Origin of the sequence: Nocardia sp. NPDC057440 (genome assembly GCF_042802915.1) — a bacterium.
GTDB lineage: Bacteria > Actinomycetota > Actinomycetes > Mycobacteriales > Mycobacteriaceae > Nocardia.
Genome location: NZ_JBHVDF010000014.1, coordinates 123,372 through 150,073, shown reverse-complemented (window position 1 = coordinate 150,073; position 26,702 = coordinate 123,372). Strand labels below are relative to the sequence as shown.

At 67.2% G+C, this 26,702-nt stretch carries 22 protein-coding genes; 9 read left to right on the top strand and 13 right to left on the bottom strand.

The annotated features are described in order from the left end of the window. Positions 1-111: 111 nt before the first annotated feature. Positions 112-1,650 carry a signal recognition particle-docking protein FtsY gene (ftsY, locus tag ACFU4Z_RS26520; RefSeq protein ID WP_379067608.1) on the bottom strand — a complete coding sequence of 513 codons (1,539 nt, stop codon included), beginning with the start codon at positions 1,648-1,650 and terminating at the stop codon, positions 112-114. Positions 1,651-1,761: 111 nt separating this feature from the next. On the opposite strand from ftsY, the gene ACFU4Z_RS26515 reads away from it, so the two are divergent. After that, complete coding sequence (locus ACFU4Z_RS26515) at positions 1,762-2,151, top strand: DUF2237 domain-containing protein (protein ID WP_328404030.1); 390 nt, start codon at positions 1,762-1,764, stop codon at positions 2,149-2,151. A gap of 290 nt (positions 2,152-2,441) precedes the next feature. Here ACFU4Z_RS26515 and ACFU4Z_RS26510 read toward each other — a convergent pair whose 3' ends face one another. After that, positions 2,442-3,242 carry a TetR/AcrR family transcriptional regulator gene (locus tag ACFU4Z_RS26510; RefSeq protein WP_379067606.1) on the bottom strand — a complete coding sequence of 267 codons (801 nt, stop codon included), beginning with the start codon at positions 3,240-3,242 and terminating at the stop codon, positions 2,442-2,444. Between the two features lie 119 nt (positions 3,243-3,361). Here ACFU4Z_RS26510 and ACFU4Z_RS26505 point away from each other — a divergent pair, with 119 nt between their 5' ends. Then, on the top strand, positions 3,362-4,279 hold the full coding sequence (locus ACFU4Z_RS26505) for an NmrA family NAD(P)-binding protein (protein ID WP_379067604.1): 918 nt from the start codon (positions 3,362-3,364) through the stop codon (positions 4,277-4,279). 156 nt (positions 4,280-4,435) lie between these two features. Here the strand turns inward: ACFU4Z_RS26505 and ACFU4Z_RS26500 are convergent, their stop codons facing one another. Further along, positions 4,436-5,242: a hypothetical protein gene (locus ACFU4Z_RS26500; protein WP_379067602.1), complete on the bottom strand. Its 807-nt coding sequence runs from the start codon at positions 5,240-5,242 to the stop codon at positions 4,436-4,438. An 88-nt stretch (positions 5,243-5,330) separates the two neighbouring features. After that, the gene (smc, locus tag ACFU4Z_RS26495) at positions 5,331-8,942 is read right to left on the bottom strand and encodes a chromosome segregation protein SMC (protein WP_379067600.1); all 3,612 of its coding nucleotides are present in this window, start codon (positions 8,940-8,942) and stop codon (positions 5,331-5,333) included. Positions 8,943-9,785: 843 nt separating this feature from the next. On the opposite strand from smc, the gene ACFU4Z_RS26490 reads away from it, so the two are divergent. Next, positions 9,786-10,757 carry a hypothetical protein gene (locus ACFU4Z_RS26490; protein ID WP_379067598.1) on the top strand — a complete coding sequence of 324 codons (972 nt, stop codon included), beginning with the start codon at positions 9,786-9,788 and terminating at the stop codon, positions 10,755-10,757. A gap of 51 nt (positions 10,758-10,808) precedes the next feature. Here ACFU4Z_RS26490 and ACFU4Z_RS26485 read toward each other — a convergent pair whose 3' ends face one another. Beyond that, positions 10,809-11,234, bottom strand: a complete 426-nt coding sequence (locus tag ACFU4Z_RS26485; protein WP_379067596.1) for a DUF1707 domain-containing protein — start codon at positions 11,232-11,234, stop codon at positions 10,809-10,811. A gap of 287 nt (positions 11,235-11,521) precedes the next feature. Here ACFU4Z_RS26485 and ACFU4Z_RS26480 point away from each other — a divergent pair, with 287 nt between their 5' ends. Then, positions 11,522-13,114 (top strand): long-chain-fatty-acid--CoA ligase, encoded by a 1,593-nt coding sequence (locus tag ACFU4Z_RS26480; protein ID WP_379067594.1) that lies wholly within the window; start codon positions 11,522-11,524, stop codon positions 13,112-13,114. Positions 13,115-13,187: 73 nt separating this feature from the next. On the opposite strand, the gene ACFU4Z_RS26475 is transcribed toward ACFU4Z_RS26480, so the two are convergent. The 7 genes from ACFU4Z_RS26475 to ACFU4Z_RS26445 form a co-directional block, all read right to left on the bottom strand. Next, positions 13,188-13,637 (bottom strand): DUF350 domain-containing protein, encoded by a 450-nt coding sequence (locus ACFU4Z_RS26475; RefSeq protein WP_379067858.1) that lies wholly within the window; start codon positions 13,635-13,637, stop codon positions 13,188-13,190. A gap of 28 nt (positions 13,638-13,665) precedes the next feature. Then, positions 13,666-14,829 (bottom strand): glutathionylspermidine synthase family protein, encoded by a 1,164-nt coding sequence (locus tag ACFU4Z_RS26470; protein WP_379067592.1) that lies wholly within the window; start codon positions 14,827-14,829, stop codon positions 13,666-13,668. Next, the gene (locus ACFU4Z_RS26465; RefSeq protein ID WP_379067855.1) at positions 14,829-15,359 is read right to left on the bottom strand and encodes a hypothetical protein; all 531 of its coding nucleotides are present in this window, start codon (positions 15,357-15,359) and stop codon (positions 14,829-14,831) included. The genes ACFU4Z_RS26470 and ACFU4Z_RS26465 overlap by 1 nt, the downstream gene beginning before the upstream one ends. A 476-nt stretch (positions 15,360-15,835) precedes the next feature. After that, the gene (locus tag ACFU4Z_RS26460; protein WP_379067590.1) at positions 15,836-16,141 is read right to left on the bottom strand and encodes an acylphosphatase; all 306 of its coding nucleotides are present in this window, start codon (positions 16,139-16,141) and stop codon (positions 15,836-15,838) included. A gap of 173 nt (positions 16,142-16,314) precedes the next feature. Further along, a complete protein-coding gene (locus tag ACFU4Z_RS26455) occupies positions 16,315-16,782 on the bottom strand; it encodes an OsmC family protein (RefSeq protein ID WP_379067588.1) in 468 nt (155 codons plus the stop codon). A 262-nt stretch (positions 16,783-17,044) separates the two neighbouring features. After that, the gene (locus tag ACFU4Z_RS26450) at positions 17,045-17,752 is read right to left on the bottom strand and encodes a response regulator (RefSeq protein WP_379067586.1); all 708 of its coding nucleotides are present in this window, start codon (positions 17,750-17,752) and stop codon (positions 17,045-17,047) included. Between the two features lie 74 nt (positions 17,753-17,826). Continuing rightward, positions 17,827-20,637 (bottom strand): ATP-binding protein, encoded by a 2,811-nt coding sequence (locus ACFU4Z_RS26445; protein ID WP_379067584.1) that lies wholly within the window; start codon positions 20,635-20,637, stop codon positions 17,827-17,829. 449 nt (positions 20,638-21,086) lie between these two features. Here ACFU4Z_RS26445 and ACFU4Z_RS26440 point away from each other — a divergent pair, with 449 nt between their 5' ends. From ACFU4Z_RS26440 to ACFU4Z_RS26420, 5 genes are read left to right on the top strand one after another with little or no spacing between them, the layout of a single operon-like run. Beyond that, positions 21,087-21,185 (top strand): potassium-transporting ATPase, encoded by a 99-nt coding sequence (locus ACFU4Z_RS26440; RefSeq protein WP_379067582.1) that lies wholly within the window; start codon positions 21,087-21,089, stop codon positions 21,183-21,185. Continuing rightward, positions 21,182-21,268, top strand: coding sequence for a potassium-transporting ATPase subunit F (locus tag ACFU4Z_RS26435; RefSeq protein WP_379067852.1), 87 nt, complete (start codon positions 21,182-21,184; stop codon positions 21,266-21,268). Before ACFU4Z_RS26440 ends, ACFU4Z_RS26435 begins: the two co-directional genes overlap by 4 nt. After that, the gene (gene kdpA / locus ACFU4Z_RS26430; protein ID WP_379067580.1) at positions 21,269-22,939 is read left to right on the top strand and encodes a potassium-transporting ATPase subunit KdpA; all 1,671 of its coding nucleotides are present in this window, start codon (positions 21,269-21,271) and stop codon (positions 22,937-22,939) included. A 1-nt stretch (position 22,940) separates the two neighbouring features. Beyond that, entirely contained in the window at positions 22,941-25,112 is a 2,172-nt protein-coding gene (gene kdpB, locus ACFU4Z_RS26425; protein WP_379067578.1) for a potassium-transporting ATPase subunit KdpB, read from the top strand. Position 25,113: 1 nt separating this feature from the next. Continuing rightward, positions 25,114-26,001, top strand: coding sequence for a potassium-transporting ATPase subunit C (locus ACFU4Z_RS26420; protein ID WP_379067576.1), 888 nt, complete (start codon positions 25,114-25,116; stop codon positions 25,999-26,001). A 60-nt stretch (positions 26,002-26,061) separates the two neighbouring features. Here ACFU4Z_RS26420 and ACFU4Z_RS26415 read toward each other — a convergent pair whose 3' ends face one another. Continuing rightward, a complete protein-coding gene (locus ACFU4Z_RS26415; protein WP_379067574.1) occupies positions 26,062-26,667 on the bottom strand; it encodes a QsdR family transcriptional regulator in 606 nt (201 codons plus the stop codon). Positions 26,668-26,702: the final 35 nt, after the last annotated feature.

Below are 26,702 nucleotides of genomic sequence, written 5' to 3'. Positions count from 1 at the left end.
TGCAAACCGGACGTTTTGCCCTGTCGTGAGGTGCGTGTCGGAGGATCAGCACACTCGGTTACCGATGGGTAGGTCTGGCAAATCTTCCGCTCGGCCGAGTTGGTTGGCCGCTCAGCCGAGCAGTGCGTCGACGAAAGCGCCAGGTTCGAAGGGAGCCAAGTCGTCGGCGCCCTCGCCGAGTCCGACCAGTTTCACCGGCACACCGAGTTCGTGCTGTACCTGGAAGACGATGCCGCCCTTGGCCGTTCCGTCCAGCTTGGTGAGCACGACACCGCTGATGTCGACCACATCGGCGAAGACCCTTGCCTGCATCAGCCCGTTCTGTCCGACAGTGGAGTCGAGCACCAGCAGCACCTCGTCGACTACCGCCTTCTTTTCCACCACACGCTTGACCTTGCCCAGCTCGTCCATCAGGCCGGTCTTGGTGTGCAGCCGTCCCGCGGTGTCGATCAGCACCACGTCGACGCCACGTTCGATGCCCGCGCTGACCGCGTCGAACGCGACCGCCGCAGGATCCGCGCCCTCGCGCCCTCGCACGGTATCCGCGCCGACGCGCTCGCCCCAGGTCTGCAGCTGGTCGGCAGCAGCGGCGCGGAAGGTGTCGGCGGCGCCGAGCAGTACGCGCCGGCCGTCGGCCACGAGCACACGCGCGAGTTTGCCGGTGGTGGTGGTCTTTCCGGTGCCGTTGACCCCGACGACGAGCAGGATCGACGGATGATCGTCGTGCGGCAGCGCGCGGATCGAACGGTCCAGTTCGGGGCGCAGCGCCTCGATCAGCACCTCACGCAGTACGGCACGGGCTTCGTCGGTGGTGCGGACGCTGCGCGCGGCCATCTCCTCACGCAGCCGCGTGACGATCGCCGCGGTGCTCGCGGTGCCGAGATCGGCGAGCACGAGGGTGTCCTCGACCTCGTCCCACGAGTCGTCGTCGAGGTCGCCGCCGCCGAGCAGGCCGAGCAGGCTCTTGCCGACGGCGTTCTGCGACCGGGACAGCCGTCCGCGCAGCCGGACGAGGCGACCTTCGGTGGGCTCGATCTCGTCGAGGGTGGGAGCCGGGGCTGCTGGGGCGGCAGCGTCGGGCTGGGCCGTGGTTATGGCAGGCGCTGCGGTGTCGGTGGGTGCGACGGTCTCGGCCGGCGCGCTCTCGGTCGGCGCGGCAACTGTCGGAGCCTCGGCCTCCGGCGCCTCGGCCTCCGGCGCTGCGGCGGCGGTATCCGATTCGACCGCTGTCGTCGCGGCCACAGCAGGAGCCGAGTCGTCCGCGACGGCGGTCTGTTCGGCCGCCGCGGCCGACCCGGGCTCTAGTAGGTCGACATCGCCCTCGGGCAGCGGGACATTGGTGATGCCGCGCTTGGGCGCGTCGCGCGGAATCGCCGCATCGTCACCGACATGTGGCTGCCCGTCGGTGTCGGTGCGCTCGATCGGCGCGGGTTCGGGGCGTGTCGCGGTGGCCGTACCGCCCTGGCTGAAGTTGAAGCCGCCCGACGCCGAATAACCCCCGGACCGGTCGGTCAGTTCTTTCTCGGGGGCGGCCGGGGTCAGCGTGATGCGACGGCGTTTGTACAGGACGAATCCGGCGACAAACACCACCAGCAGCAGGGCGGCAACCGCGGCGATCAGGATCCAGGCTTCGGAACTCACGCGGACCATCCTTGCAGAACCGCTTGGTCCGCATTACCACGCCGCCCGGGCACCGACACACAACCCCCGAGATTTCTTGTCCTGCGGAACTTCTCGCGAACTGACAATAGGATCGTCGACGTGACCGATCGAAACGTGCTTGGGGGACCGCTGGAAGAGTGCGGCACCGATCCTCTCACCGGCTTCTACCGGGATGGCTGCTGCAGTACCGGGCCGGAGGATCTGGGCAGCCACACGGTGTGCACTGTCGTCACGGCCGAGTTCCTCGAACATCAGGCGTCCATCGGCAACGATCTGAGTACGCCGCGCCCGGAGAACAACTTCCCGGGCCTGCAACCCGGAGACCGGTGGTGCGTGGTGGCCGTGCGCTGGCTGCACGCCCACGAGGACGGTGTCGCCGCACCCATCGTGCTGGCCGCCACCCATGAGAACGCGCTGGAAGTGATCTCCATGGATATCCTGCGCAAATACGCCGTCGACGTGCCCGACGACGTCAGCGACCTGCTCTGAGGCCTGCCGCCGTCCGGCGACAATCCGAGCAGGCTCGGGTCGCCCGCGAGCGAGCGTCCGCTAGTCGCTTCCGGCATTCCGGACCGCTGGATCAGCATCTCGACGCCGTCTCACCGCGTGTGGCGAAGATGGCCACCAATGCGGCGGACATCGCATGCCTCGTCTGTGACGCTGCGCACATCGCGACCGCAGCAGCATGGCAGCGCTGAGGATCCGGCCGTGGCCTGCCCGGAGGGGCGATGGTTGGACTACGTCGTCGCTGCGGCCATACCGAGTGGGCTCGGAACAGGTCAGCTCGCGGCCCCGGCCCGAATCAGTGCCGCGCGGGTAGCGCGTAGGCGGTGCGCCTTCTGGCGACAAGCCGGGGAGCAGTAGCGGGCCGGCCTGCCGGTGCCGGTATGCCGCACTGCCGAGCCGCAGATCGGACAGCGGGCGGCGTCGACAGTTTCGTTACGTTCCGCAATTTCGTTACGACTCCCCGACTCGATGTCGAATTTCGTTACGGGCGCTGCGGGGTGTGCGCGCATCGCGTCCAACACGAGCACAGCGGCGCGGACCAGACTCCCGTCCGGGCGCTGATGTCGCTGGATCGCAACACATCCGGTGAAGATGTCGAGCACATCGGCAAGGGCGATGTCGGCACGGACCGCGCCCTGCCGTTGCGCGGCGGCCAGCAACGCGCCGAGTGACTGATGGAACCGCTCTCCCGCGCTGCGCACCAGGGCTTTCGGCCAGCCGTCGTCGGACTGCACCATGTCGCATAATGCCTGACTACCGGGGGCGCTGGACACCACCTCGGTGCATACCGCGAAGAAGGCGGCGCCCGGGTCCGGCGCGTCGAGGTGGTTGGCCGCCAACGTGGCGAGCCGGTCGACGCGCTGCTGCATAACCGCTTCCAGCAGATCGGTTTTCGTGGGGAAATGCCGGTACACCGTGCCCGCGCCGACCCCTGCCCTGCGCGCGACCTCGGCCAGCGACACCGAGGTGCCCTGCTCGGCGAAGGCCCGTTGCGCGGCGGCCAGCACGCGCGCGCGATTGCGTCGGGCGTCGGCCCGCGCAGCACTGCTGAGCGGTGATATCGGAGCGGACATTCGTTACGGCCTTCCATTCCTGACCTGGCCAACCGGGTCGACGCGCCCGTATGGTCTCGAATACGGGTCGCCCGACCCGATTCTATCGAGCACAGTTCGATCGAGCAGAGAAGGCACGAATGTCCCCTCAGCAGTACCCCATTCTTGTCACCGGCGGCACCGGCAGGCAGGGCGGCGCCACCGCCCGCCGACTGCTGGCCGACGGCGTCGCGGTGCGTGCGCTGGTGCGCGATCCCGCAGCGCCCGCGGCACGCGCCCTCGCGGACGCGGGCGCCGAATTGGCAGTCGCCGACTTCGACACTCCGAGCACGTTGGACGGCGCCGTCGCAGGCGTTCGTGGCGTATTCCTCATCCCCCCTGCGGCTTTCGGCCCGACCGGGTGGAATAGCGATATGGAGGCCGAACGCGGCCTCGCGGTGCTGGACGCGGCGAAGCGCGCGAATGTCGAGCAGATCGTGTTCACGGGCGTCGCCTCGATGGGCGCGGACTCTGCCTGGGGCCAGGACGGAAAACGAGTCATCGAGGACGCCGTCGCAGCCAGCGGCCTGCGATACACCCTGTTGCGACCAGTCCGGTTCATGGAGAACTACCTGCTGCGCACCTCACCGGTAGACGGAATCATCGACGGCGTCCACAAGCACATCTTCCCTGCCGATCAGCCGCTGCAGGTGGTGGCACTGGCCGATATCGCGGCCTTCGCCGCGCTCGCTTTCGCCGATCCGGACCGCCTGCACGGCCGCACCATCGAACTGGCCAGCGACGCAGTCCTGCCTTCGACAGCAGTCGCGCTGATCAGCGCGGCCATCGGACACCAAGTCAGCTACCACGAGCTCGAAGAATCCGAGGCGGACGCCATCGGCGAACAGATCGGCAACACGTGGCGGCTGGTCCGCGAGACCGGCGGCTGGCATGCCGATCTCCCGCAGCTGCGGCACATCTACCCCGAGCTGACAACCTTCGAATCCTGGCTCGCCACAACCGGAGCCGCGAAAATCAAGGCGCTGCTGGGCAGCGACCAGGTGGGTTCGACGTACTGACACCCACGCAGGTTGCGGCCGGACATTTCGCTCCGTTGGCCCGGAACCCGTCTCATGCCGCCGGTCCCGACTACACGAGCGTGATACGCGAGAGGATCAGCCCGACAACAGGCTTCGCTCATCGCCCGGTTGCGTCCCTGCTCGGCGTCACCCGGGTCAGCCGCTGATGTCGTTTATGCAGTAGCCCTCCGGACCGATGTTCAGCGTGAAGACCATGGTCTGGGTGGCGCCGGACGAATTCGTCACCGGCACCGATACCTCGACGTCGGCGATACCCGTCGACCTCGAGGTCAGCTGGTTGTCGGCGAATGCGGTGACGCCCGTGAGCCTTCCCGGGTTGGCTGCCGGCACCGACCCCGGGCAGACGAGCGGGTACTTGCCCTCGGTGTCGTCCGGATGCACCGGCTTGCCGATCCATCGGGACAGGTAACGCTGGACGGCGTAGCGGGCGTCGCCTTCGTCGAGGCTGGTATCGGACCCGGCCGGAGCCACCCTCGGGCACGCGTACCCGGAGGCGACCTCGCTGCGCTTCACGCTGACGGTCTCGGTCGGCCCCTTCCAGATGATCGCGAACTGACCATCGATGCCGGGTTGCGCGATCGCGGCGAGGATCCCGTCCTTGTCGGCGTACATGTCCCTGACATTCTTCGGGTCGATGGTCCAGCATGTGCGAACCAGCCGGTCGATGTCATCGGCGACCAGATCCCGTGCCCACGGTTGCAACGCCGTCGCGGCGTTCGCGTTGCCGGGGACCTCGCCGATCGGCACGTTCGAGGTCGGGGCCGACGGAGCAGCGCCCGTCGTCGAACTCGATTGCGGCAGTACAGATGTCGCCGTCCCCGGCGCATGCGAAGTCGTCGCCGAGTGGCCCGCATGCGGATCGTCCGAGCCGCAGCCGGTCAGCAATGCGCACCCGACGATGGCGGCAAGGCCACCCATTTCCCACCCGCGGCTGTTGCTCATGAGCACGACGATAGCGATAAAACATCCCAGGACAGCAGCTTTCGACCCGGACGCCGCACCAGCGGCACAATTGCCCGATTCCCCGGGCTCAGCCGGCCGGCGCCAGGTTCTCCCGGCTCAATCGCTGGCTGATCACCTGGGTGATGCCGTCGCCGCGCATGCTGACACCGTAGAGAGCATCGGCGATTTCCATGGTCGGCTTCTGGTGGGTGATGACGATCAGCTGACTCTTCTCGCGCAGCTGCTCGAACAAGCCGATCAATCGGCGCAGGTTGGTGTCGTCGAGCGCCGCCTCGACCTCGTCCATCACGTAGAAGGGTGAGGGGCGGGCCCGGAAAATGGCCACCAGCAAGGCGACCGCGGTCAGCGACTTCTCGCCACCGGACAGCAGCGAGAGGCGCTTGACCTTCTTGCCGGGCGGGCGGGCCTCCACCTCGATGCCGGTGGTGAGCATGTCCGAAGGGTCGGTGAGCAGCAGCCTGCCCTCGCCGCCGGGGAACAGCTTGGCGAACACGCCGACGAATTCTCGTTCGACGTCCTCCCATGCCTCGGTGAAGACCTGCAAGATGCGGGCATCCACCTCGCCGACCACATCGAGCAGGTCCTTGCGGGCGCTCTTGACGTCTTCGAGCTGTGTGGACAGAAAGTTGTAGCGCTCCTCCAGCGCCGCGAACTCTTCGAGCGCAAGGGGATTCACCTTGCCGAGGGTGGTGAGGTCCTTCTCGGCGCGTTTGGCCCGGCGCTCCTGGGTCTGCCGGTCGTAGGGCATGGGCGCGGGCGCGGAGACCTGCTCGCCGCGTTCCTTGGCCTGCTCGTATTCCAGCCATTCCAGATCCGACGGCGGTGTCGGCACGTCGGGGCCGTACTCGGCGACCAGGTCGTTCAGCGCGATGCCGAACTGTTCGGAGATGGTCGCTTCGATCTGTTCGATTCGCAATGCCGCCTGTGCTTTCGCCACCTCGTCGCGGTGCACGGCGTCGGTGAGCTGAGCCAGCTGGGTCGCGAGGGCACGGGAGCGCTCCTTCACCTGATCGACCTGCGCGGCGCATTCGGTGCGACGTCGCACCAGATCGTCACGGCGCGTGGCGGCCTCGGCGACCACGATCTCCAATTCGGCGGCGACACGGGCGCCGGATTCGGCGACGGCGGCCGCCACCTCAGCGGCCTTGCGCCGTGCCGCGTGGGCGCGTTCGGCGCGTTCACGAGCCTCACGCTCGGCGCGGGCGGCCCGGCGCAGCGAATCCGCTTTACCGCGAACCGATTCCGCGCGTTCCTCCGCGGTGCGCACCGCGAGCCGTGCCTCGACCTCCATCGAGCGGGCCTCGGCCAGCGCGGCGGCGGCTTCTTCGCGGTCCCGGCCCGCGGATTCGGTGCCTGCCGCGCCGATGCCGTCGGCGTCGATGTCAGCGTGCTCGAGTTCGGCGTTGCGCAGCCTGGTCTCGAGGTCGGCGAGCGAGGCAAGCGATTCCTCGCGACTGGCCTCGGTGTCGGCGCGCTGACCGGTCAGCTTTTCGAAGTCGGTTTGCGCGGTGCGCGCGACCTGCCCGAGCCTGCCGAGCCGATCGTAGATCGCCACCAGAGCCTGATCGGATTCGTGCAGCGCGAGCAGCGCGTGGTCGACGGCGTCCTTGCGATCGGTTTGCTCGGCGAGCGCGCCGGACAGCGCGGCTTCCAATTCCTCCGCGCGGCGCTGGGCGGCGACGAGGTCGGCCTTGGCGGTGTCGATATCGGCCTGGATCTCCAGCTGGCTCGGCGCACGGTCGGATCCGCCGAGCACCCAACCGGTGCCCGTGAGGTCGCCGTCGCGGGTGACGACCCGCAGCTCCGGCCGGACCCCCAGCAGTTCGACAGCGGCGGCCAGGTCATCGACCACCGCGACACCGGTGGTCAACGCCACGATGGCACCGCGCACGGTGTCCGGGCCGTCCACGACGTCCGACAGCCAACGGGCACCGCCCGGAAGCGCGCCGCGCTGCGCGATCGAGGCATCGGACGCGCCGAATACCAGTGCGGCGCGACCGCCATCGGCTTCTTTCAACGCCCGCACCGCCGCATGCGCGCTGGCACCGGTATCGGCCGCCACCGCGTCGGCGAGCGGACCGAGCGTCGCCGCGACCGCTGCCTCGAATCCGCCGTGCACCCGGATCAGGCCCGACAATGGCCCGAGCAGACCCTCGGCGCGATGCTCGACCAGCCAGGCCGCGCCGTCACGCCGGGCAAGACCCATGCCGAGCGCTTCGATGCGGGCACTGAGCGAGGCGACCCGCTTGGTCGCGTCGCGGTCCTGTTCGCGCAGTTCGGCGACGCGCTGATCGGCCAGCGTCAGCGCCTGCACCGCATGCTCGTGCTGCGCGTCCAGACCCGCCTCACCCGCGTCCAGTTCACTGAGTTCACCCTGCACCGTGTCGTATTCGGCCTGCGCGGCATCCCCGCGATACCTGGCTTCGGTGATCGCGACCGAGAGCCTGGCGATCTCCGCGTCCACCGACTGCGCCCTGGTCCGCAGGGTGTCGACCTGTCCGGACAGCCTTGCCAGACCCTCGCGTCGATCGGCGATGGCCCGTACCGCGGCCAGGTGCGCCTGCTCGGCGGCCTTGGCAGCCTGCTCGCGTTCGCCGAGCTGGTCACGCGCGGCCTCCAACGTCTCGACCGCGATCTCGACCGACTCACGCAGCTCGGCCTCCTCGGCCTCCACCCGCTGCGCCTCGGCCTCGAGCTGATCGGGGTCGCGGCCGGTGCCGACCGGGGTTTCGGTGTCCAGGTGCCGGGCCCGATCGCCCGCGATGCGGATGGTGGCGTTCACCCGCTCGGCGAGCGCGGAAAGCTGGAACCAGATCTGACCTGCCGCCTCGGCGCTGGGTGTCAGCCGGGAGAGCTGGAATTCCTGCTGCGCCAGTGCGGCGTTCGCGGCATCGAGCTCGGTGTGCACGGTGATGTGCTGCTCGCGCGCGTAGGCCTCTTTGCTCTGCTGACTCTCCAGCTCGCCGCGCCTGGTGACCAGGTCGTCGGCGGCAAGGCGCAGGCGTGCGTCGCGCAGATCGGCCTGCACGGTCTGCGCGCGCCGCGCCACCTCGGCCTGCCTGCCGAGCGGCTTGAGCTGGCGACGCAGTTCGGTGGTGAGGTCGGTGAGCCTGGCGAGGTTGGCCTGCATGGCCTCCAGCTTGCGGACCGCCTTCTCCTTGCGCTTGCGATGCTTGAGCACGCCCGCGGCTTCTTCGATAAACGCACGGCGGTCCTCGGGACGCGATTCCAAGATGGCCGAGAGCTGGCCCTGCCCGACGATCACGTGCATTTCCCGCCCGATACCGGAGTCGCTGAGCAGTTCCTGCACGTCCATCAAGCGGCAGGAACTGCCGTTGATCTCGTATTCGCCCGCACCGTCGCGAAACATGCGCCGGGTGATGGACACCTCGGCGTAGTCGATCGGCAGCGCACCGTCTGAGTTGTCGATGGTCAGCGTGACCTCGGCGCGGCCGAGCGGCGCGCGGCCGGAGGTGCCCGCGAAGATGACGTCTTGCATTTTGCCGCCGCGCAGCGCCTTCGCGCCCTGCTCCCCCATCACCCACGTGAGTGCGTCGACGACATTGGACTTGCCCGAGCCGTTCGGGCCGACCACACAGGTGATGCCCGGCTCGAAGCGCAGCGTCGTCGCGGACGCGAAGGACTTGAAGCCCTTCAACGTCAGGCTCTTCAGGTGCAAGTTCGACGACCCTTCCGTGCGGTGGCCGGAGATTCGGACTGGTCGCCCAGCCCTGCGGAGCGACCAGTCATGGTATCCGTCGCCGGCCGGTTACCTCGTCAGCGGGCGGCACCACGCGAACGGGGTGCACTCCGGTGCACGAGTTCTCCCCATACTGCAACCACGGACACAGGTAGGTTATCGAGTCGTCCCGGGATTTCCAGCACTTGGGTGTGCTCGAGATTTGCCATGTGGCCGCGCGGATCGAGTGGCGCTTGTCGGCCACGAGCGGTCCCGGTGGTGATGAAGACGGCCGGGGTCCGGCCCGCACGCTGCTGGAAGTGCTTCGAGGAAGTTCGAGGCATCGTCGAAACCGAGCCGGTCGGCGATCTGCGCGACCGAATCCGGCGCATTTGTCAGCAAGCGCCCGGCTTCGAGACGACAGGTTCATCGATCAGCTGTTCGGCGCAACGTTCAGCCGAGCCCATCGCGCCAACCGACCACTTCCACCTATCGATTCGTCACCGTCCGACCGTCCGGCCTGGTCGAACACCTGATGGCGCGCGCAACAGGGCGACCGGTGCGCGGCTGAATGTCCTTGTCGCACACCATTTCACCGTCTGCGGCGGGCTCATCGTCCGCTTCGAACAGTTCGTCGACACCGTCCTTGTTCGCGGCGCCGCGAACATTCGGGAGAAGATCCGTCGAGCGGCATTCTCGACCGCGCGTTCCTCGATCTCGACGCCAACCTCACACCGGTCACGTGACCGGCGACCGCAGTTCCGGCTTGTCCTGTCGCGATGCCCGGGCGGCGCATACGATCCACTCTGATCGCCCGCCGGAATTCATTGGGGAGCACAGCGCATGCCAGCCGCGTCGGCCACAACCATCGTGGCGCTGCGGCTTGCCCGGATTACCGCATTGGTGCTCGGCAGCCTGCTCTTCCTCTATGCCTGCGAGTTCGGCGACAGCTCGAAATCGACGAGCTGGTGGGTGGAAATCGGCGTCGCGACCGGGTTGGGGATCACGGGCCTTGCCGCAGGATATTTCCAGATCACGGTGGCGCAGCGGGTCGGGGAGCACGAGTTCCTGATCGCCTCCGCGGGCCGGTCCGTGCGCGCAGGCATTTCCACCTCGGGGAATCTGGTCTTCCACGGACACGACCTCGGCGGCCCCGATCCGGAATACGAATGGACCTGGACCTTCCGCCCCACGTCCTTCCCCGCTATTCGGGCGGCGCTCGGCGGCGGCGACGGCGATCTGCTCGTCCTCCTCGAGGACACCGTCCCCGAACTCGACCACCACTGCCGCTACGATCCTGGAGCCTGGTTACGCCACCACGGCATCCCGGCCCGCTACCGCGAGAAGGGCGTCGACCCCGCGCATCCCACTCGTAAGCTACCGGTGATCAAACCCGCTTTGCCCCAGCCCATTTCGTCCGGTCACGATCGTTCCTCGGCAGCGCGACGCGATAAGCCGGCAACCTCGCACCGCCCCGGATCGGCAGCATCCCACCGCGACAACGCCTCCACCGCACACCGCGACAACGCGTCCACGTCGCACCGCGATCGTTCGCGGACGTCCCGCAGCAGCAAGACAGCACCGGCAGACCAGGACCAGTCGCCGACTTCCCACCGGCCCCGATCTCAGGATCAGCGCTGGAACGAACCCGCAATCCCGCGGCGCGGCGAGCTACCGAGCCGTCGGGACGAGTCGCCGAACGCGCACCGGCATGCCTTGTCGGGCGCGCAGCGCAACGAACCACCAAGGCACCACCGCGAAGAAAAGCAAGGCGGACGTCGGAACGAGCCGCCCGGAGGGCGGCGCGGTAGGTGAAGTGCAGGAGGGATAGCCCAGCGCCACCGGATCACCGAGCATGGCGACGTTTCAGCTCGTTCGGCGACCGAAGCGGCCGGACTCGAAACCGGCCAGCATGCGAAAGGCGAGGACCGCGCCCCACGGGCCGATCACCCATATGGGCCAGGGGTAGGTGAACTCACCGACGCTGAGCGAGATAGCGCCCCAGATCGCGAGGACAAGCACGCTGACCCCGAGCCACGAGGTGCCCTCGATCTGCTGCCAGATCGGGAACCTGGCGGGCGCCTGGGCCGGAGCCGATGACTCTTTCGACAGCTTGGGCAGGTCCGACAGCACCAACTGCAGGTCGTCGCGGGTGGCGGTGGCGTAGACGCGCGCGACGCGCTGGTCGTATTCGACCAGATCGATGCGTCCGTCCGCCAGATGCCTGCTGAGCAGCTTCACGACCTTGTCACGCTCCGCGTCGGAAGCCCGAGTTCCGGGTGAGATTTCCATTTCCAGGTCCTAACGACGAGTTCAATGCTCCACAGTGGAAGGTGACATCAGAATGCACCCTCCAATGTGGAATGTCAAGGCGTCGAAGACGCGAGAACGACGACAAAGCTCACACCGAAGCGGCCCACCCGCGCGACGTACGGCCATTCGGCCCGTTTCGGCGCGCGCGGCACCACCCACCAGGGCAGAAGGTCGCCGCGGCAACAGCCCGAGTCGACTATTGCGCGAGTGGTCTGCGTCACGTTAGGCTCCGCCACCTAAGTGAATACTGATTAACCAGCTCCGGGATGCGGCCGCATCACAAGGTCGCGCAAACGGCAAGTAAGGAAACGATGTATCTCACCCAGTCGCTGCATCGCGCGGTGCAGCAGCGCCCGGATTCGATCGCCACCGTCTTCGGTGATCGAGTTCGCACGGTGGCCGAATCCCACAACCGCATTGCCCGGTTCGCCGACGCGCTCCGCAATCTCGGTGTGCGGCAGGGCGACCGGGTCGCCATCCTGGCATTGAACTCCGATCGCTATCACGAATACTTCTTCGCGGTGCCGTGGCTCGGCGCGGTGGTCAACCCGGTCAATATTCGCTGGAGTCCCGCGGAAGTCGTGTACTCCCTACGGGATTCGGACACCAGGGTGCTGCTTGTCGACGACGCGTTCGCGCAGGCGATCGGGCCGATCCTGGCGGAGTTCCCGCAATTGCGCACGGTGATCTTCATCGGCGACGGCGCACTACCGGCGGGAACCCTCGATTACGAAACGCTGATCGCGCAAAGCGAGCCGGTCGAAGACGTTCGGGTCGGCGGTGACGAACTGCTCGGCGTCTTCTACACCGGCGGGACGACCGGCTTCCCCAAGGGCGTCATGCTGAGTCACGCCAACGTCGTCACCTCGGCGCTCGGCTCGCTCGCCACCAACCATGTCATCTCCATCGGCGGTCGATTGCTGCACGCCGCCCCCATGTTCCACCTCGCCGACTTCGCGGTCTGGGGGTGCGGCAACGTGGCGGGCTCGACACACGTCATCGTCCCGATGTTCACGCCCGCCGGTGTGCTGCGGGCCATCTCGGAGCACCGGGTCACCGACGGTCTGCTGGTGCCGACGATGATCCAGATGCTTGTCGACGACCCCGCGGCGGCGGATGTCGATCTCAGCAGCGTCGAGCACCTCGTCTACGGTGCGTCCCCGATCTCCGAATCGGTCCTCGCCAAGGCGCGCAAGACCTTCCCGGCCGCCGGGTTCACCCAGGCCTACGGCATGACCGAATTGTCGCCGATCGCGACCCTGCTCTCCCCCGCCGACCACGACGATCCGGTGCTTGCCAAAACAACGGGCCGCGCCGCGCCGCACGTGGAGGTCCGGATCGTGGACGCCGACGACAACGAGGTTCCGCGCGGCACCGTCGGTGAGGTCGTGGTCAAGGGCGCCAACGTGATGCTCGGCTACTGGAACAAGCCGGAGGCCACCGCCGAGGCGATCCGCGACGGCTGGATGCACACCGGTGACGGCGGCCGTATGGACGACAACGGCTACATCTCCGTCGTCGACCGCCTCAAGGACATGATCATCACCGGCGGCGAGAACGTCTACAGCATCGAGGTCGAGAACGCGCTGGCCAAGCACCCCGCCGTCGCGACGTGCGCGGTCATCGGCATCCCCGACGACCAGTGGGGCGAACGCGTCCACGCGGTCGTCGTCCTGCTACCCGACCGGCAAGCAACCCCCGACGAACTCACCATCCACTGCAAACAACTGATCGCCAACTACAAAATCCCCCGCAGCATCGAATTCGCCGACGCCCTCCCCATGTCCGGCGCCGGCAAAATCCTCAAACGCGACCTCCGCGGGCGCTACTGGGACTCTGACGGCAGCCAAGTCTCGTGAAAGACGTCCGACGAGTGGCACATGGCGGTGCTCGAGGCCGGGAACACCCTCCACGGTGTGCCACTCGGCGCGGCTAGAGGATGGCGAACGCGACGACCAGGCCGAGGGCGAAGTGGGCGGCGGCTACGACGAGAACTTCCGTGGTGTAGGTCTCGGCGTGCAGAGCGGCGCCGATATCGATGCCGAGGGCGCGTTCGATGACGCGGACCGAGATGACCTGCGCGATGATGCCGACGAGGCCGTAGACGAGGGCGGCGATCAGGCCCTCGGACAGTTTGCCCGCCGAGGCGTAGGTGGCCAGAACCACGATGAGGGCCATGCTGACCATGCCCGCGGCGGTGACGATGATGGCGTTGGGCTTGCCCTCGGCCACCAGCGTGCGCAGTTTGCCGGGGGTGGTCAGGTCGATGGCGTAGAAGCCGACGAGCATGAGGGCCAGCCCGATCATGGCATAGAGGATGATCGCCCCTACGCCCTCGCCGAGCGAGTTCCAGTACCCCGATTCGAGGGCGACTGCGGTCATCATGGTCCTTCCGAGGTGAAGTGAATAGTCAGCTGATGATGCGGTGCGGGACGAACGCCGAGCCGTCGTCGGTGATCAGACCGGCGGTTTCACGGATGCCGAGCCCCGCGGCGGTGTCACCGACGATCCACGCGCCGAGCACCGGACGCATATCGTCGAATTCGGGGAGCGGGTCGAGCAATTGGTAGACGAAGCCCTCTTCGCCGTAGACACCACCGGTGGCCGTCTCCAGGCCCGCGCCGACGATCGTCATATTCGCGCCTTCGCGGCCGAGTTTCGGTTTGCGGATGTATTCGGTGAGCTCGTTGGGTTGATCGAGGTAAGCGGGCAACAGGTTCGGATGACCGGGGTACATCTCCCACAGCACAGCGAGGATCGCCTTATTGCTGAGCAGCGTCTTCCATAGCGGTTCGATCCACATGGTCTGGGGCAGGCTCTCGACGACCCGCTTACCGAAATCGTCGTCGAGCACCCACTCCCACGGGTAGAGCTTGAAGATCGCATCGATCGGGGACTCGGCCAGATCCACGAACCGGTCCAGGTCGGTGTCGACACCGATCTCTTCGATCGGCAGCGCGATGGTGTCGAATCCCGCCTCTGCCGCAGTCTCCTGCATGTAGGCCGTGGTGACATTGTCCTCACCGGTGGCGTCCGCGGAGGACCAGGTGAAGTGCAACTGCGGTGACGGCAGGGTGTCACGCAACTCGGTCCAGCGCTCGACGAGCTTCTCGTGCAAAGAGTTCCACTGGTCACCGCCCGGGTACCGCGCGGTCAGCCAGTGCCACTGCACAATTGCCGCCTCCAGTAGCGAGGTCGGCGTATCGGCGTTGTACTCCAACAGTTTCGCCGGACGCCGCGCGTCATAGCGCAGGTCGAAGCGGCCGTAGACGTGCGGGTCGCTGCGCCGCCAGGATTCGGCGATCGGACCCCAACTCCATTCGGGCAGACCGAAATCCTTGAACCGCTCGGTGAGCACAACGTGCTCGACCGCGTTCAGGCACATCGAATGCAGCAGCTCGACATCGGCCTCCAGCGCGAGGATCTCCGCCATCTCGAATTCGTAGTGCACCGATTCGTCCCAGTAGGGCCGAGGCTGGCCACTGGCATCGCGCCCCGGCGAGCCGTAGACCAGCCCCTGCTCCTCGGTGATCTGCTGCCAGCCCTGCCGTGGCGTACCGCGCACGCGCCGCATTACGATCCGCTCCCGCTCTTGCTGCTGCTACCGAGGCCCCCGCGCTGAATGCTGGTGCCGCTCTTGGTTGTGATGTCGGCGCCCTTGGGTTGAATGGTGGTGCCGCCGGTCGGCGGCTTGCCGACCGAGTTGTTGCCGCCGTAGTAGTACCGGTACTGGCTGCCGTTATAGATGAAGATGCCGTTGAGACCACTGTGGCCGCCGCTGGAACTGGCCGACGCTTTGTCGCAGACATCATCGTCGACGACGACCTCTTTGCCGTTCTGGTCGATCTGGGTGCAATACGCGGTTACCTGATCGGGCTTGGTGAGCGCACGGTAGGCGAGATACCCACCGCCGACCAGCCCTGCGACACCGACAATCGCGACACCGCCGATCAGTATCCGCTTGCGTGTGCGCTTCTTGGCCTCCTCGGCGACCACGGCAGCACGCTGCTCTTCCTCGGCCCGCTTGCGCGCTTTGTCCCGCGCTCGCGCCTCCGCCACGGTCGGCGGACGCGGCTGTGTGACACCTGGCTCTTGCCGCTGAATGCTGCCGGGCCGCGGCGGCGTCGAGAAACGGCGCTGCTCCTGGCCGGTCTGCGGGTACCCGGGCGCGGGCGAACCCGCTTCCTGGGCGCCGGAATCCGATCCCGGCGGTGTCGCAGCGGCAGGCCCGGGTCCCGAATACTCTGCGATTGTCGGTGTATCCCATTGCGGCACAGCTGTTTCCGGCGATGTCGGCGAATACTCGGCTAGCGTCGGGGGCCCCGGCTCGGGCTCGGTGTACTCCGCGAGCGTCGGCACGTCCGGCTGCGACTCAGAGGTATCCGGCGTCTCCGATCCGGATCCCCGCGTAGATTCGGAATCGGCGGGTGGGCGAGTGGGATCCGGTGTCACGGGTGGGGTGGGCGCGGGCGTACCGGGGGTCGAATCGGGGTCGTCGGCAGCGGGCCGGTCGCCACGGTGTCCGCCGCCCGGATCCTGCGTACTCAACGATCACTCCCCTTGGTCGCCGCTCGCACCACTCAACGCTCCTCGAATCCGGTCACATCGCCCCGCGGGGCGTCCCAGCTTTCCACAACGAGGTCCACCCGGCCAGGCGTATCCCCGGAACGCAGCAAACCCAGCAGCCGCACGCAGTCGCGCCGCGGACCCTCGGCCACCACGTGCACTCGTCCGTCGCGGGCGTTGGTCGCGTACCCGACCAGGCCGAGTTCCAGCGCGCGAGCCCGGGTCCACCAGCGGAATCCGACACCCTGCACCCAGCCGTGCACCCAGGCGCTGAGCCGGGCGACCTCGGACGCCGCGTCGACATGCGATGTTTCGCTCATCGGGCCTCAGGTGTCCGTTCAGCCAGGACAGACACCCGAACCCGGCGGGCGCGGATCCGCATTGCCCGATCGAATCTCATCCAGCCTCCAGCATCTGTCGGGATACCCGCACCGGACGATACCGATAGTCGGCGCGCAATCGCCCGACCGGACACCGAGGGGCCCGGCGCGGCTCAGCCCTCGACGTCGAAGGACAACGTCACCTTGGTGCCTGCCTTCAAGGTCCGACCGACGGTGCACACCTTGTCGATGGCGCGCTGTACGGTCACCAGCAGCCGCTCGCGGGCCTGCTCGTCGAGCTCGCTGAGGTCGAGTTCGAAGACCTCGTCCAGTTGCGGGTACACCTCGTTTTCGCGATCGGCGTCACCGGAGACCCGAATGGTCGCGTCGAAGCTGTCGCCGAGCTTGCGCGAGAGCGGGAAGTCCGCGCTCAGACCCGAGCACGCGGCCAAGGCGATTTTCAGCAGCTCGCCGGGAGTGAAGGCGCCGGGCACACCCTGTGAGGCGATCAACACCTCGGCGCCGCGCGAGCTACGGCCGGTGTAGGCCCGGGTCCCGGTGCGCTCGACCCACAGGGCGGTCTCCCCGGTCGCGGTCGGTGCGGTGATCTGGGGCGCGGGTGCAACGGTCTGCTCAGACATGGTTTCGATCCTGCCATCCTCGTCGGAAACGGAGCACGCCTGGCAACGCCCCGGCGTCCGCCCGCATTCCACACCGAGTGCACGTCACACCGCGCTGCGGCGTTCTTGTGTCGAGATACGCCCCCGCCGCGGCCACCCGGAAATACGCGGATTCGTGTCCGGGTGTGCGACACGGGACACAGCCCCCGGGCCTGGATGCGGATCATTCCCAGGACGTCGGGTGCGGGCCCGGAGGGGGATGCCGCGTCGCTTGAAGCGGTGGCTACTCCTGGAAGCGGTAGCCCATGCCCGCTTCGGTCAGCAGATGCTTGGGGTGCGAGGGGTCTACTTCCAGTTTGCGGCGCAGCTGCGCCAAATAGACACGGAGGTAATGGGTTTCGGTGGCGTAGGACGGACCCCAGACCTCGCGCAGCAGCTCCTTGCGGCCGACGAGTTTGCCGCGATTGCGGACGAGCATTTCGAGCATGCCCCATTCGGTGGGCGTGAGGTGCACGGTCTCGCCGTTCTTGGTGACCTTCTTGGCGGCGAGGTCGACGGTGAACGAGGACGTCACCACCACCGGGTCCCCCGCTTCGCCGTCGGTGGCGCCGCGGCGGACGGCGGCGCGCAGCCTGGCCAGCAGTTCGTCCATGCCGAACGGCTTGGTGACGTAATCGTCAGCGCCGGCGTCCAACGCCTCCACCTTGTCCGCCGAATCGGTGCGCGCGGACAGCACGATCACCGGCGTCTGGGTCCAGCCGCGCAGACCCGCGAGCACCTCGATGCCGTCCATATCGGGCAGCCCGAGATCCAGGATCACCACGTCGGGATGTTTGTCGGCCGCCGCGCGCAAAGCCGCGGCACCCGTCGGCGCGGTGATCACCTCATATCCGCGCACCGACAGGTTGATCCGCAGAGCGCGCACGATCTGCGGTTCGTCGTCGACCACCAGCACCCTGGTCGCGGGCGCTTCCTGTTTCTTGTCGGTCATCGCGGCTTCCTGTGTCGTGTGAGCTGCGGCGCCACCGTCGACCACAGTGCCACCGTCGATTACGTTCGCTGTCATCATCGGCTCCCAGCCTCGTGATCGTCGGCAGGCACATCGATACGTGTCGTAAGTCGGTGATCCGAAGTCCGGTCAGCGGGCGGATCACCCGGCCCGCGATCGCCGCTCGCCGGATCGGCACGGATACCCGGGCCGATATTCATCGTCGGTTCGGCGTGCAAGGGATCATGTCTCGGCACGCCGACCTTCGATGTCGAACCGGCACCCGCAGATCGTCCGGGCACTGCTCGGCCGGCGGAGGCACTCGGCCCGGGTGTCGAGGTCGGTTCGGCGGACGGGATATCCGAGCGCCCAGCGGACGCGGCGTCATCCGGCGGCCCGGTGGTGTCGTCGGCAGGTAGGTCCACGAGCATCGTCAATCCGCCGCCCGGAGTCGGTTCGGCGTGCACGGTGCCGCCCATGGCCTCCACGAATCCGCGTACCACCGACAGTCCCAAGCCGACACCAGTGGTGTTGTCCCGGTCGCCGAGGCGCTGGAACGGTTCGAACAGCTGCTCCTCGGCGCCGGGTGGCACACCGGGACCCGCGTCGATCACCGCGATCGAGACACGGTCACCGGTGTTTTCGGCGGTCACTCGCACGGGGGTGTCGCGCGGCGAATGGCGCAGCGCGTTGTCGATCAGATTGGCGAGGACCCGTTCCAGCAGACCGCCGTCCGCCAGCACCGAGACCTCGCCGACCTCCACCTTCACCCGATCCATCGCCGCGCGCCGCAGTCCGCGCGTCCCCATCCCGACGCTCACCAGTGCCCGGTGCGCCACCTCGTCCATGTACACCCGCCGCATTTGCGGGGTGATCACACCGACCGCCAGTCGCGACGAGTCGAGCAGATTGCCGACCAGCGCGGTCAGCTGGTCTACCGATTCCTCGATGGTTTCCAGCAATTCGGTGGTGTCCTCCGCGGAGAACTCGATGTCGTCACTTCGCAGGCTGGAGACCGCGGCCTTGGCCCCGGCCAGCGGCGTGCGCAGGTCGTGGCTGACCGCGGACAATAGCGCTCGCCGCAATCGATCGGCCTCCAGCAGCGCCGCCGACGCACTCGCCTCCTCGGCGAGCCGGGACTGGCGGACCAATCCCGCGGCCTGATTGGCGACCGCGTGGAGCACCGGCCGGTCGCCCGAGTCGAGCGTTCTGCCTGCGAGCAGCAACCAACTGGTAGTGTCGCCCGCCTCGATCGCGGTCTCGGCATCGGCAACCCGCTGTGGCGGGTCGACGCCGACCGCGGCGACCACCTGGCTGCCGCCGACCATGCTGACCGCGCGCAAGCCGTAGGTCTCCCGGACCTGCTCGAGCAGGTTGGGCAGATCCGCGCCGTGCAGCACCGCGCCCGCGAACATCGTCAGCAGCTGGGCCTGCCGGGAAGCCTTGCGCGCCTGCCGGGTTCGCTTCGCCGCCACATCGACGAGCGCCGCCACCGCGACCGCGACAATGAGCAGCACCACCACGGTGACGAAACTGTCGGGTTCGGCGATGGTCAGGCTGTAACGGGGATCGGCGAAGAACCAGTTCAACAGCACACCGGAGAACAGCGCCGAAAATGCCGCGGGGACAACGCCTCCCAACAGCGCGACGGCGACGACGCCGATGAAGAACATCGCGCTCAGACCACCGAGCTCGAGCAGACCGTCGAGGAACGCGGCGCTGACCCCACACACGACGGCGGGCACCAGCACCGCGGCGAGCCAGGCGAGGACCGGTTGACGCGGCCAGAACGAGCGCCAGCGCAGGCCACGATTGGCCTCCTCGTGCGTCACCATGTGCACGTCGATCCGGCCCGACTGCTGCACCACCGAGGACCCGATGCCTTCGTCGAAGATGCGCGCCCATCGCGAACGCCGGGAAGTGCCGATCACCAACTGGGTCGCGTTCACCTCGCGCGCGAATTCCAGCAGTGCCGTCGGCACATTGTCACCGGTCACGGTGTGCAGACTGGCGTCGAGACTGGCGGCGAGCTCGCGTAACCGTGCCATCCGTTCGGTCGAAACCCCCGCCAACCCGTCGCCGCGCACGACGTGCACGAGCACGAGTTCGGCGCTCGACTTGGTGGCAATGCGACTCGCCCGGCGCACCACCGTCTCCGACTCCGGACCACCGGTCACCGCGACGACGACGCGTTCGCGGGCCTCCCACAACTCGGTGATCTTGTGATCGGCACGGTACTTCGCGAGTGCCGAGTCGACCTGGTCGGCGAGCCACAGCAGCGCGAGCTCGCGCAGTGCGGTGAGGTTGCCGGGGCGGAAGTAATTGCGCAACGCCGCGTCCACCTTCTCCGCGGCGTAGACGTTGCCGTGAGACAGCCTGCGCCGCAGCGCCTCTGGCGTGATATCCACGAGCTCGACCTGGTCCGCGCCCCGCACCACCGCATCGGGCACCGTTTCGCGCTGCTGGATGCCGGTGATCTGTTCGACGACATCGTTGAGGCTCTCCAGGTGCTGAACATTGACCGTCGAGATGACGTCCATGCCGGCGTCGAGCAGCTCCTCGATGTCCTGCCAGCGCTTTTCGTGCTTGCTGCCCGGTGCGTTGGTGTGCGCCAACTCGTCGACGAGCACGACCGCGGGATGCCTGCGCAGCACCGCCTCGACATCGAGTTCCGGGAAGCTCGACCCTCGATACTCGATCATCTTGGGCGGTATCCGCTCGATCCCCGCCAGCAACTCGGCGGTTTTGGCGCGACCGTGGGTCTCGACTACCGCAGCTACCACGTCGCGGCCGCGTTCGAGCCGTCGGTGCGCCTCGCCGAGCATGGCGAAGGTCTTGCCGACTCCCGGTGCCGCACCGAGGTAGATACGAAGTTGCCCGCGCTTCACTCGTCCATCATCGCGCGCGATGTCGTCCCACCGGTAACCCGTATTCGGCTCGTCGCCATGTCAGTTTCCCATGAGCGGCCTTCGCGCAAGTTCGCGGTCGCCAGCGCGCGGATGACCAACGCGCAACACACGAATCCGACGATCACAGCAACCGTGACAGCCGACATGAGCAATCCTCTCCACACCCGATAAGACACCCGGTCGCGCTGGATCGATCCGCCTGGCCGGTGTTGTCGTTTCTACCTCGCGATCGCGCCATGAACTGGATTTTTACGGTGTGTTGACGGGTTGTCCCCCCACCTTGACGGCATCCTTTCACCTGTCGGGCACGCACCCCGTAAACGAAGCGTCAATGCTCACCGACGCGGCGCTAAGGACCCGTAAGGAAGCTACGCACCAGCTCAAATGACCGATTGACTCACCCTGTCGCGCTCCATGAAGGAGCGCCAATGGAGGTTGTAAAGATGTCTGTCGTGGTGTTCACGGTGCTCACCGTGGCGATCTTCGCGCTGCTGGGCCTGATCCAGCGGGGGGTGGAAAAGCTGTGATCGCGAATCTGATCGGTCTGATTCTGGCCATCGGCGTCGCGGTGTACATGGTCGCGGCGCTGCTTTTCCCCGAGAGGTTCTAGGTGAACACGACTACCGCGGGGATCGCCTTTCTGGCGTCCCTGATCATCGCGCTCGCGCTGGTCCATGTACCGCTCGGCGACTACATGTACCGGGTCTATAACAACAAGAAGCACTCCCGCGCCGAGCGCGTCATCTACCGGGCGATCGGCGTCCATCCCGAGGTCGAGCAGACCTGGGGCGTGTATGCCAGAAGTGTGCTGGCCTTCTCGGCGGTCAGCGTGGTATTCCTGTTCTTCTTCCAGCTGCTCCAGGGCAAGTTGCCGCTGCACCTGAACGATCCGGGCACGGAGATGACTCCGGCGCTGGCCTGGAACACCGCGATCAGCTTCGTGACGAACACGAACTGGCAGAACTACTCCGGCGAGTCGACCCAGGGACACCTGGTGCAGATGGCCGGTCTCGCGGTCCAGAACTTCGTCTCCGCCGCGGTCGGCATGGCCGTGGCCGTCGCGCTGGTCCGCGGTTTCGCGCGGCGGCACACCGGCGATCTCGGCAACTTCTGGGTGGACTTGGTGAGGGGTACCATCCGCATCCTGCTGCCGATCGCCTTCGTCTTCGCGATCGTGCTGGTCGCCGGTGGCGTGATCCAGAACTTCCACCTGCACGATCAGGTCGCGCACACACTCAACGGCGCCGAACAGACCATCACCGGCGGCCCGGTCGCCAGCCAAGAGGTCATCAAGGAACTCGGCACCAACGGCGGTGGCTTCTACAACGCCAACTCCGCGCACCCGTTCGAGAACCCGACCACCTGGACGAACTGGGTGGAGATCTTCCTGATCCTGATCATCAGCTTCTCGCTGCCGCGCACCTTCGGCCGCATGGTGGGCAGCAAGAAGCAGGGCTACGCCATTGTGGCGGTGATGGGCACCATCGCGCTGATCAGCACGGTGCTGCAGAACGTCTTCCAGCTGGCGCACCACGGCACCGTGCCGACCGCGGTCGGCGCGTCGATGGAGGGCGTCGAAACCCGTTTCGGCGTGGCCGATTCCGCGACCTTCGCGTCCGCGACGACACTGACCTCCACCGGAGCCGTCGACTCGTTCCACGACTCCTACACCAGCCTCGGCGGCATGATGACGATGTTCAACATGCAGCTGGGTGAGGTCGCGCCCGGCGGTACCGGCTCCGGTCTCTACGGCATGCTCATCCTCGCGGTCATCACCGTCTTCGTCGCCGGCCTGATGGTCGGCCGCACACCGGAGTACCTCGGCAAGAAGATCACGCCGCGCGAAATCAAGCTCGCCGCGTCGTATTTCTTGATCAGCCCGCTGATCGTGCTCGTCGGGACCGCCGTCGCTATGGCGATGCCCGGCCAGCGAGCCAGTATGGCCAACACCGGACCACACGGGCTCTCAGAGGTGCTGTACGCCTTCACCTCCGCGGCCAACAACAACGGCTCCGCGTTCGCCGGTCTGAGCGGAAACACCGAGTGGTACAACACCGCCCTCGGCCTCGCGATGGTGTTCGGCCGGTTCCTGCCGATCATCTTCGTCCTCGCACTCGCCGGTTCACTCGCCAGGCAGGGCACCACCCCCGAGTCGATCGGCACGCTCCCCACACACCGGCCGCAGTTCGTCGGCATGGTCGTCGGCGTGACCGTGATCCTGGTCGCGCTCACCTTCCTGCCCGCACTCGCACTCGGGCCGCTCGCTGAAGGAATCCACTGAAATGACCAGTCCCACTACCGAATCGACCGGCTCCGCGGCCGCGTCCGAGCACCCGAAGAAGAAGGTCGAGCCCAAGGGCGGTCGCGTCGCGCGTGGTGCGCTCGACCCGAAGATGCTGCTGACGTCCCTGCCGGACGCGGCACGCAAACTCGACCCACGCATCATGTGGAAAAACCCGGTGATGTTCATCGTCGAGATCGGCGCCGTCTGGTCGGCCGTTCTCGCAATCGCCGACCCCACTTTCTTCGCCTGGGCGATCGTGGTGTGGCTGTGGCTCACCGTCATCTTCGCCAACCTCGCCGAGGCAGTCGCCGAAGGGCGCGGCAAGGCGCAGGCCGACACGCTGCGCAAGGCGAAGACCGACACCATCGCCCGACGCCTTGTCGACTGGTCGCCCGGCGGCCGCGTGGTCGAGGAGAAAGTCGGCGCACCCGAGCTGCAGCGCGGCGACTACGTAGTCGTCGAGGCGGGCCAGATCATCCCCGGCGACGGCGACGTCGTGGAAGGCATTGCGTCGGTGGACGAGTCGGCCATCACCGGCGAATCCGCTCCGGTCATCCGGGAATCCGGCGGCGACCGCTCGGCGGTGACCGGTGGCACCACGGTGCTGTCGGACCGGATCGTCGTGAAGATCACCCAGGAGCCCGGCGCGAGCTTCATCGACAAGATGATCGCCCTCGTCGAGGGCGCCAGCCGGCAGAAGACGCCGAACGAAATCGCGCTGAACATCCTGCTCGCCTCGCTCACGATCATCTTCGTGTTCGCGGTGGTCACCCTGCAGCCGCTGGCGATCTTCGCCAAGGCGAACAACCCGGGCGTGCCGGATACCTCGGCACTGGATGTGCACGGCATCACCGGAATCGTCATGGTCTCGCTGCTGGTCTGTCTGATCCCGACCACCATCGGCGCACTGCTGTCGGCCATCGGCATCGCGGGCATGGACCGGCTGGTCCAGCGCAATGTGCTGGCCATGTCGGGCCGGGCGGTAGAGGCCGCGGGCGACGTCAACACCCTGCTGCTGGACAAGACCGGCACCATCACTCTCGGCAACCGGCAGGCCTCGGAGTTCGTTCCGATGCCTGGCATCCCGGACGACGAATTGGCCGATGCCGCCCAGCTTTCCAGCCTCGCCGACGAGACCCCCGAGGGCCGCTCCATCGTCGTCTACGCCAAGCAGGCGTTCAACAAACGCGAGCGCACCCCCGGCGAGCTGACCGGCGCGACCTGGGTGGAGTTCACCGCGCAGACCCGCATGTCGGGTGTGGACCTGTCCGATGGACACCAGCTGCGCAAGGGCGCGGCCAGTGCCGTCGTCGAATGGGTTCGCGCACAAGGCGGGGACGTACCCCACGAGATCGGCGTGATCGTCGACGGCGTCTCCGCATCCGGTGGCACGCCGCTGGTCGTCGGAGAGGCCACGGACGGCAAGGCCCGCCTGCTCGGCGTCATCCATCTCAAGGACGTCGTCAAGCAAGGCATGCGCGAGCGATTCGACGAGATGCGCAGGATGGGCATTCGCACCGTCATGATCACCGGTGACAACCCGTTGACCGCCAAGGCGATTGCCGACGAAGCGGGTGTGGACGACTTCCTCGCGGAGGCCACGCCGGAAGACAAGCTGGCGCTGATCAAGAAGGAGCAGGACGGCGGCAGGCTGGTCGCGATGACCGGTGACGGCACCAACGACGCCCCGGCGCTGGCGCAGGCCGACGTGGGTGTCGCCATGAACACCGGCACGTCGGCGGCCAAAGAAGCCGGCAATATGGTCGATCTGGATTCGGACCCGACCAAGCTCATCGAGATCGTGGAGATCGGCAAGCAGCTGCTCATCACCCGTGGTGCGCTGACCACGTTTTCGATCGCCAACGACATCGCCAAGTACTTCGCGATCCTGCCCGCGCTGTTCATTGTGCTGTTCCCCGGCCTCGATGCCTTGAATATCATGCGGCTGGCCAGCCCGCAGTCGGCGATCCTGTCGGCCGTCATCTTCAACGCGCTCGTCATCATCGCGTTGATCCCGTTGGCGCTGCGCGGGGTGAACTACACACCGACCAACGCGTCGAAACTGTTGAGCCGCAACCTGACCATCTACGGACTCGGCGGCATCGTCGCGCCGTTCATCGGCATCAAGCTCATCGACCTCGTCGTCCAACTCCTCCCCGGGATGTCCTGATATGCGTATGTCAACTTGGATCCGGCAGCATCTGGCCGCAGTGCGTGCGCTGCTCGTGCTGACCGCGATCACCGGAATCGTCTATCCGCTAGCAGTTTTCGCGATAGCCCAGTTACCCGGCCTGCGCGACAACGCGGAAGGGTCGCTGATCGAGTCCGACGGCGCGGTGGTCGGCTCCAGCCTGATCGGGCAGTCGTTCACCGACACCGACGGCAACGCGCTGGCGCAGTACTTCCAGAGCCGCCCGTCGGCGGCAGGTGACGGGTACGACCCGACTGCCACCGCGGCGTCGAACCTCGGTCCCGAGAGCATCGTGGACACGCTGGACGTCGATCCGGCGAATGTGAAGCTGAGTCTGCTGTCCACGGTCTGCTCGCGCAGCAAGGCGATCGGCGACCGTGAGGGGGTCGACGGCAGCCGTCCGTTCTGCACGAAGGACGGTGTGGGCGCGGTGCTCTCGGTGATCGGCCCGCGCGATGCCGACGGTGATGTCTCGCATCCGGTGCAGGTCGTCAGCATCAACGAGGCGTGCCCGGCGACGCCGTTCGTGGCCGCCTACAAGGGCGTTCAGGTCGAATGCGCCAAACCGGGCGAAGACTACTCGGTCGGCCGGATCGTCCCGATCCACGGTGACGCCACCACCGACACCCCGGTGCCCTCCGACGCGGTCACGGCCAGCGGCAGCGGCCTCGACCCGCACATCTCCCCCCGGTTCGCGGACATTCAGGTGGCACGAATCGCGGGCGCCCGCAACATCTCCGCGGATCAAGTACGTGAGCTCATCGCGGCGAACACAGACGGCCGCACCCTCGGCTTCCTCGGCGAACCCCGCGTCAACGTGGTCGAACTGAACCTCGCCCTCGACAGCCGCTATCCCTTCCGCGGCTGACGGCGCACACCGAAGGCCACCTCCCGTGCTGGACGGCAGGTGGCCTCCGGCCATGAGCGCTCACTGTTCACGACCGTGCAGGAGAGCTGTCAGCACGCGCTCGGCGCCGTCGGGATCCGGCGGCGCACCGACGATCGTCGGCAGATAGTGGAACGACTCGGCGATTCGCACACTCGCATAGGCGAGTTCGTCCAGCGTGAGTGTTGTCGTAATGCGCTGCTCCTCCAGGTCGCGGGCGAGATAGTCCACGACAGCACGCACGAGCCGCGGCTGAAACCCGTTGCTCGCCAAGGTGAGCAGCTTCATCGCGCGCTCGTTTTCTTCCAGCGCGAACTTGCGGGCTCCCGGCTGCGTCAGGATCGACCTGAGGTAGGCGGCGAGCAGCGCGGGCACCCGCGCCCCTGGCGCATCCCGCAGCCGCTCCCATTCGTCGCGCAGCGTGGCGTCGGTCAGCGACCAGATGACCTCCACCAGCAGTTCGTCGCGGCTGCCGACCCAGCGATAGAGCGTGACCCGGTTGACTGCGAGCTCGGTCGCGAGCTGGCCGACATCGAGCCGCTCCCCACGCAAGAACTTTCGTTTCGCCAACCGGAAAGCATCCAGCGGCTCCGGCCGCCGCTGCACCGTGTCCGACAGCGCTCGCTGCAGTGGCGTGGTGTTTTTCATGCCCGAAGGCTACCCGAAATGCAACATGCACGCAT

Bases quoted from the DNA above. Each gene is read 5' to 3' on its own strand.
- ACFU4Z_RS26455 (WP_379067588.1), bottom strand. From the start codon at position 16,782: ATGTCTGAGCAGACCGTTGCACCCGCGCCCCAGATCACCGCACCGACC.
- ACFU4Z_RS26420 (WP_379067576.1), top strand. From the start codon at position 25,114: ATGCGTATGTCAACTTGGATCCGGCAGCATCTGGCCGCAGTGCGTGCG.
- ACFU4Z_RS26480 (WP_379067594.1), top strand. From the start codon at position 11,522: ATGCGGCCGCATCACAAGGTCGCGCAAACGGCAAGTAAGGAAACGATG.
- ACFU4Z_RS26415 (WP_379067574.1), bottom strand. From the start codon at position 26,667: ATGAAAAACACCACGCCACTGCAGCGAGCGCTGTCGGACACGGTGCAG.
- ACFU4Z_RS26450 (WP_379067586.1), bottom strand. From the start codon at position 17,752: ATGACCGACAAGAAACAGGAAGCGCCCGCGACCAGGGTGCTGGTGGTC.
- ACFU4Z_RS26475 (WP_379067858.1), bottom strand. From the start codon at position 13,637: ATGACCGCAGTCGCCCTCGAATCGGGGTACTGGAACTCGCTCGGCGAG.
- ACFU4Z_RS26490 (WP_379067598.1), top strand. From the start codon at position 9,786: ATGCCAGCCGCGTCGGCCACAACCATCGTGGCGCTGCGGCTTGCCCGG.
- ACFU4Z_RS26460 (WP_379067590.1), bottom strand. From the start codon at position 16,141: ATGAGCGAAACATCGCATGTCGACGCGGCGTCCGAGGTCGCCCGGCTC.
- ACFU4Z_RS26505 (WP_379067604.1), top strand. From the start codon at position 3,362: ATGTCCCCTCAGCAGTACCCCATTCTTGTCACCGGCGGCACCGGCAGG.
- ftsY (WP_379067608.1), bottom strand. From the start codon at position 1,650: ATGGTCCGCGTGAGTTCCGAAGCCTGGATCCTGATCGCCGCGGTTGCC.
- ACFU4Z_RS26440 (WP_379067582.1), top strand. From the start codon at position 21,087: ATGGAGGTTGTAAAGATGTCTGTCGTGGTGTTCACGGTGCTCACCGTG.
- ACFU4Z_RS26470 (WP_379067592.1), bottom strand. From the start codon at position 14,829: ATGCGGCGCGTGCGCGGTACGCCACGGCAGGGCTGGCAGCAGATCACC.
- ACFU4Z_RS26510 (WP_379067606.1), bottom strand. From the start codon at position 3,242: ATGTCCGCTCCGATATCACCGCTCAGCAGTGCTGCGCGGGCCGACGCC.
- ACFU4Z_RS26500 (WP_379067602.1), bottom strand. From the start codon at position 5,242: ATGAGCAACAGCCGCGGGTGGGAAATGGGTGGCCTTGCCGCCATCGTC.
- kdpB (WP_379067578.1), top strand. From the start codon at position 22,941: ATGACCAGTCCCACTACCGAATCGACCGGCTCCGCGGCCGCGTCCGAG.
- ACFU4Z_RS26485 (WP_379067596.1), bottom strand. From the start codon at position 11,234: ATGGAAATCTCACCCGGAACTCGGGCTTCCGACGCGGAGCGTGACAAG.